At 69.9% G+C, this 5127-nt stretch carries 5 protein-coding genes and 1 pseudogene; 4 read left to right on the top strand and 2 right to left on the bottom strand.

The annotated features are described in order from the left end of the window. From RIF93_RS18445 to rpmB, 4 genes and pseudogenes are all read left to right on the top strand, one after another. Positions 1 to 181: pseudogene (locus RIF93_RS18445) on the top strand (M23 family peptidase); the annotation flags it as partial. 47 nt (positions 182 to 228) lie between these two features. Beyond that, a complete protein-coding gene (locus RIF93_RS18450) occupies positions 229 to 597 on the top strand; it encodes a BlaI/MecI/CopY family transcriptional regulator (RefSeq protein WP_309092917.1) in 369 nt (122 codons plus the stop codon). Further along, entirely contained in the window at positions 587 to 1486 is a 900-nt protein-coding gene (locus RIF93_RS18455) for a M56 family metallopeptidase (protein ID WP_309092913.1), read from the top strand. Before RIF93_RS18450 ends, RIF93_RS18455 begins: the two co-directional genes overlap by 11 nt. A 265-nt stretch (positions 1487 to 1751) precedes the next feature. Beyond that, the gene (gene rpmB / locus RIF93_RS18460) at positions 1752 to 2048 is read left to right on the top strand and encodes a 50S ribosomal protein L28 (RefSeq protein WP_309092914.1); all 297 of its coding nucleotides are present in this window, start codon (positions 1752 to 1754) and stop codon (positions 2046 to 2048) included. Positions 2049 to 2100: 52 nt separating this feature from the next. On the opposite strand, the gene RIF93_RS18465 is transcribed toward rpmB, so the two are convergent. Both RIF93_RS18465 and cobT read right to left on the bottom strand, forming a co-directional pair. Continuing rightward, a complete protein-coding gene (locus tag RIF93_RS18465) occupies positions 2101 to 3093 on the bottom strand; it encodes an esterase-like activity of phytase family protein (RefSeq protein ID WP_309092915.1) in 993 nt (330 codons plus the stop codon). Beyond that, positions 3090 to 5039, bottom strand: coding sequence for a cobaltochelatase subunit CobT (gene cobT / locus RIF93_RS18470; RefSeq protein WP_309092916.1), 1950 nt, complete (start codon positions 5037 to 5039; stop codon positions 3090 to 3092). The genes RIF93_RS18465 and cobT overlap by 4 nt, the downstream gene beginning before the upstream one ends. Positions 5040 to 5127: the final 88 nt, after the last annotated feature.

Raw genomic sequence — 5127 nt, forward strand, 5'->3', positions numbered from 1 at the left:
CGACACGGTCTATGTCGGCCAGACGATCGGGCGGGTCCACTCGCTGCAGAGCAAGTACCCCGGCGGCATGACCGACCACGTCCACCTTGAGCTGATCGACCGGCGCGGCCGACGGGTCGACGCCACTAACGTGATCACCGCCGAATACGTGGCCAAGGCCGACACCCACGCGGCCGACTAGGCTTCCTGCGTTGACAGGTGGGGTTACAGGCGTAATCTCCCTGCATGCTGCGTATCTCTCCCGCCGAGAGCCAGATCATGGCCGCGCTGTGGACGGACGGCCCGATGTCGGCCGACGAGCTGGTCCGTAAGGTCGGCGAGCCGCAGCAGTGGGGCGAGGCCACCGTCAAGACGCTGATCAATCGCCTGCTCAAGAAGAAGGCCTTGAAGTCGGAACGCGTCGAGGGCCGCACCCGCTATCGCCCGCTGGTGTCGCGGGAAGACTATGTGACCTCGGAAAGCCAGGGGCTGCTGGACCGCCTCTTCTCCGGACAAGTAGCCCCGCTGGTGGCGCATTTCGCCGAGCACAGGGCGCTCTCGCCCGACGATGTCGCCCGGCTGAAGCGGCTCATCGCGGAGCTGGAAGATGGCGACTGACGTCCTCGAGGCCCTGGCCCGCGCCAATGTGGCGGGTTCCCTTGTCCTTCTGCTGGTAATGACGGTCCGCGGACCCGCGCGTCGGATCTTTGGTCCCCAGGCCGCGTATCTGCTGTGGGCGGCGCCCGTCGGCGCGGCCCTGTTGAGCCTCGCGCCCTGGCCCTTCGGAGCGCCGTGGCCTGGCGCCGAGCAGATCACGCTGCGCCCCCTGGTCGAACGCGCCGCCGACGTGCGGCTGCTTGCCGCGTTGTGGCTGGCCGGGGCGGCCGCCGGCCTTGCATTGGCCTGGCGCGCCCAGGCCGCCTTCGAGCGCGAGGCCCGCGACGGCCGTGCAGGGCCCGCCGTGTCCGGCGTGCTGACGCCGCGGGTGATCATGCCCGACGCCGACCCCTACAGCGACGACGAGCGCCGACTGATCCGCGCGCATGAGCGCGAGCACATCAGCCGGGGCGACCCCAAGGCCAACGCCCTGGCCGCCGCCCTGCAGGTGGTCTTCTGGTTCAACCCGCTGGTCCACCTGGGGGTGCGGCTGATGCGCATCGACCAGGAACTGGCCTGCGACGCCGCTGTCCTGCGCCGCTTCCCGAAGGCGCGGCGGCTCTATGCCGAGGCCTTGCTGAAGACGGAGCTCGCCCGCGCCCCGCTGCCGTTCGGCTGCCGGTGGGGCAGCGTCCATCCGCTGGAGATGCGGGTCGCGGCCCTCAAGGGGCAGGGGCGTCATGAGCTGGCGGGGCTCTGGGCGGCGATCGTCTTCACCCTGGCGGCCAGCACCCTGACCTGGTCGGCCAAGCCGGCGGTGCCGGATCCGCCGGAGTTCGCGCCGCCGGCCGACGTCCAGCCGTCGATGTCGGTGCTGCTGCTGGACGCGGCGCCGCAGGCCGAAGGCTAAGCGCGCAGCGCACGCATTTGGAACGCGGATGAAACGAAGCGTGTCCGAATCACTGACTCGCGCCGATTCGAGCTTTGTTCCCTACGAGATGTGGTGGTTCGGCCGGTAGTGGAGCACAAGGGCGGAGTGGGAAATGCTGCGGCGCATCGGCCAGGCGCCCGCCTTGCCTTGACGCGCGAGGGCGCCTTCCTCTATATCGCCCGCTCCCCGCGCGGACGGCCTTCGTCCGCACGTCCTTAAGTTTTACCGCGAAGGTTCTTGCGCCATGTCGCGCCGCTGCGAAATCACCGGTGTTGGTCCGATGGTCGGCCACAACGTGAGCCACTCGAACATCAAGACCAAGCGTCGGTTCATGCCGAACCTGACCAAGGTGACCGTGCAATCGGAAGCCCTGGGTCAGAACGTGACGCTGCGCGTGACCAACGCGGCCCTGCGCACGGTCGACGCCAAGGGTGGCCTCGACGCCGTCCTGCTGAAGGCGCGCGACGAGGTGCTGTCGCCTCGCGCCCTGAAGCTGAAGCGCCAGATCAAGGCCAAGCTCGCCGAGCAACCGGCGGCCTAAGAGCCCGACACAAGCTGTCGTTCCGGAAAGGCCGCCTCTTGGGGCGGCCTTTTCATTTCCGCGCCCAGTCGAACGCCAGCAGCAGGGTGCGCTGGCCGGTGGCCCGACCTTCGTAGACGCCGAAGTTGTCGTCCGAGACCAGATAGAAGCGTACGCCGCCCTGGCCGTTCGCGACGGCCGCCAGGCCTTCCAGGTTGTCGACCGTGAGCGGGCGGCGGATCTCGAGCGAGTCGAGGGTCCTGCCGTCTTGGCCGGTGAGCCGCAGCCGTACGACGTTGCCGGTGAGCGGCGAGAAGCTGCGGAACAGGTAGGCGCGGCCGCCGCCGGGCAGGTTGTCCATGGCGACGAGTTCCGAGCCTTCGACGTCCACCTGGCCTTCGGGCACGCAGGCGTCCGACAGACGGCAGAGGAACAGCCGTCCGTCCTTTTCCAGACCGACGCGGTAGGCGTCCGACCCCACGTCGGGCGCGGCCGCAAGCGCTTCCATGCCCTTGTTGTCCGTGAAATTGGTCGCCGGCGCAGGCGCGGGGCGGGGCAGACCCCCGGTGGGCGGGAAGGCCAGCACCCGGTCCTCCTGCTCGAAGCTGACGACCAGGGTCCCGTCGGCCAAGCGGGCCAGGCCCTCGGAGTCGTAATGGGTCTGGCCGCCGGCATAGAGATCGACGCCGGTGAGGTCCTTAAGCGCGCTGATACGGGCGTCGGCCAGGCCGATCAGCCGACCTTGGGCGTCCAGTACGAGGCGGGCCTCCAGAAGGTCGGCCTGGTCGCCCAGCGCCATGAGGCGGCCGTCGGGCGTCACCTTCAGGTCCGACAGGCCGCCCAGGCGCGAAGTCTGGCGCGACGAGAGCGCCAAACCGCCGGCATAGATGAAGTTCCCGATCCGCGAGCGTTCCGGCGCAGTCGTATCCAGCGGCAGCGGCTGGGCGTCGATCGCGATGGTCGCGCCTAGCGGCACGGGCGCCTCGGGCAGGCGCGGCGTCGGCGTAAGGCACCCGGTGAGCAGCAGCGCGCCCGCGAGCGTCGCCAGCCCGCGCGCCGGCCTCAAGCCGTGGCCCTCCGGACTTCCTTGAAGGTGGAGCGCCGGGGCGGCCCCTGCGGGCCCTGGCTGGTGGGCGGCGGCGCCAGCAGGCCCGCGGTCTTGCGGGTAGCGGCGCGGGGCTCCTCCTCGAAGAGTTCGGCCAGCTGCTCCACCATGGCGCCCGCCAGCTGCTCCACGTCGACGATGGTCACCGCGCGTCGATAGTAGCGGGTCACGTCGTGGCCGATGCCGATGGCGATCAGCTGCACCGGGCTCTTGGTCTCGATCTCGGTGATCACCTCGCGCAGGTGCCGCTCGAGATAATGGCCGGAGTTCACCGACAGGGTGGAGTCGTCCACCGGGGCGCCGTCCGAGATCACCACCAGGATGCGGCGCTGCTCAGGCCGGCCGATCAGGCGCTGGTGCGCCCACATCAGCGCCTCGCCGTCGATGTTTTCCTTCAGCAGCCCCTCGCGCATCATCAGGCCGAGGTTGCGCCGCGCCCGCCGCCATGGGGCGTCCGCAGCCTTGTAGATGATGTGCCGCAGGTCGTTCAGGCGGCCGGGCTGGGCAGGCTTGCCCGCCTTCAGCCAGTCCTCGCGCGACGACCCGCCCTTCCAGGCCCGGGTGGTGAAGCCCAGGATCTCGGTCTTGACGCCGCAGCGCTCCAGAGTGCGGGCCAGGATGTCGGCGCAGACGGCGGCCACCATGATCGGCCGCCCGCGCATCGAGCCTGAATTGTCGATCAGGATGGTGACGACCGTGTCCCGGAACTCGGTGTCCTCCTCCTCCTTGAACGACAGGGGCGCGGTGGGATCGATGATGACCCGCGTGAGGCGGGCCACGTCCAGGACGCCTTCCTCGAGGTCGAAGGTCCACGAGCGGTTCTGCTGGGCCAGAAGCTTGCGCTGCAGGCGGTTGGCCAGGCGCGAGACGACGTTGGAGACCGACGCCAGCTGCTGGTCGAGATAGGCGCGCAGACGCGTCAGCTCCTCGGCGTCGCACAGCTCCTCGGCGGCGACGATCTCGTCGTGCTCGGTGGTGAAGACCTTGTAGGTGACCGCGCGGTTGTCGCCCGACGGGTCGGGCCTCGCGGGCTGGTCGCCCTCGCCCATCTCGGGCGGCTCCTCGGCGTCCTGGGCGTCGGGATCCTCCTGCGCCTCCATCAGCTGGCTGTCGGAGTCCTCGGTCTCGCGGGTGGAGGTCTGCTCCTCGTCCATTGCCGACTGCTGCGGGCTCTGGCTCTCGCCGTCACCTTCGTCGTCGTTGTCGGAGGCGTCGGGCTCGCCCTCGTCCTCGCCGAGTTCGTCCTGATCGTCCTGCTCGGGCGCGTCGGACAGGTCCTCGCCCATCTGCAGGTCGCGGATGATCGTGCGGGCGACCTTCGCGAAGGCCTGCTGGTCGTCCAGGGCGTCCATCAGCCGGTCGAGGTCTGACCCGGCCTTGGCCTCGATCTCGGCGCGGAAAAGGTCCACCAGCGGCCGGGCGCTTGGCGGCGGCGGCTCGCCGGTCAGCCGCTCCCGGGCCATCAGCGCCACGACCTCGGCCAGCGGCGGATTAGCCATGGCCTCGACCTCGTTGAACACCCGGCGCGACCAAGCCTGGTCCATCACCGCCTTCAGGTTCTCGCGCACGCCGCCCATGGCGTTGGCGCCGATCGCCTCGATGCGCGCCTGTTCCAGGCTGTCGTAGATCGGCTGGCCCGTCGCGGACTGAGGGCGCGAGCGGGCGTGGGTGGCCGCGTCATGATGGGCGATCTTGAGCGCCATCTGGTCGGCGAGGCCCCGGATGCGCGAGGCCTCTTGGGGGGTCAGATCCCGGGGCGGATGCGGCAGCACCGCCCGGTTGCCCTGCAGCTGCGGGCCTTCGCCGGAATAGACGATCTCCAGGTCCGGCGTTTCGGCGAGCGAACGGGCGGCGTGCGCCAGCGCGCGCTTGAACGGCTCGAGGGGACTTTCCGGGTTCTTCGCCATCGCGTTCGTCTTAGATCAGGCCTGACCCGGCGGGAAACAAGGAAGTGGCGGAACATCCAAGGCGAAGCCGGGTTCATGCCGCGGGCCG

Source organism: Phenylobacterium sp. (assembly GCF_031181185.1).
Classification (GTDB): domain Bacteria; phylum Pseudomonadota; class Alphaproteobacteria; order Caulobacterales; family Caulobacteraceae; genus Phenylobacterium.

Coding starts and splice junctions, on each gene's coding strand:
- RIF93_RS18455 (WP_309092913.1), top strand. CDS start 587: ATGGCGACTGACGTCCTCGAGGCCCTGGCCCGCGCCAATGTGGCGGGT.
- rpmB (WP_309092914.1), top strand. CDS start 1,752: ATGTCGCGCCGCTGCGAAATCACCGGTGTTGGTCCGATGGTCGGCCAC.
- cobT (WP_309092916.1), bottom strand. CDS start 5,039: ATGGCGAAGAACCCGGAAAGTCCCCTCGAGCCGTTCAAGCGCGCGCTG.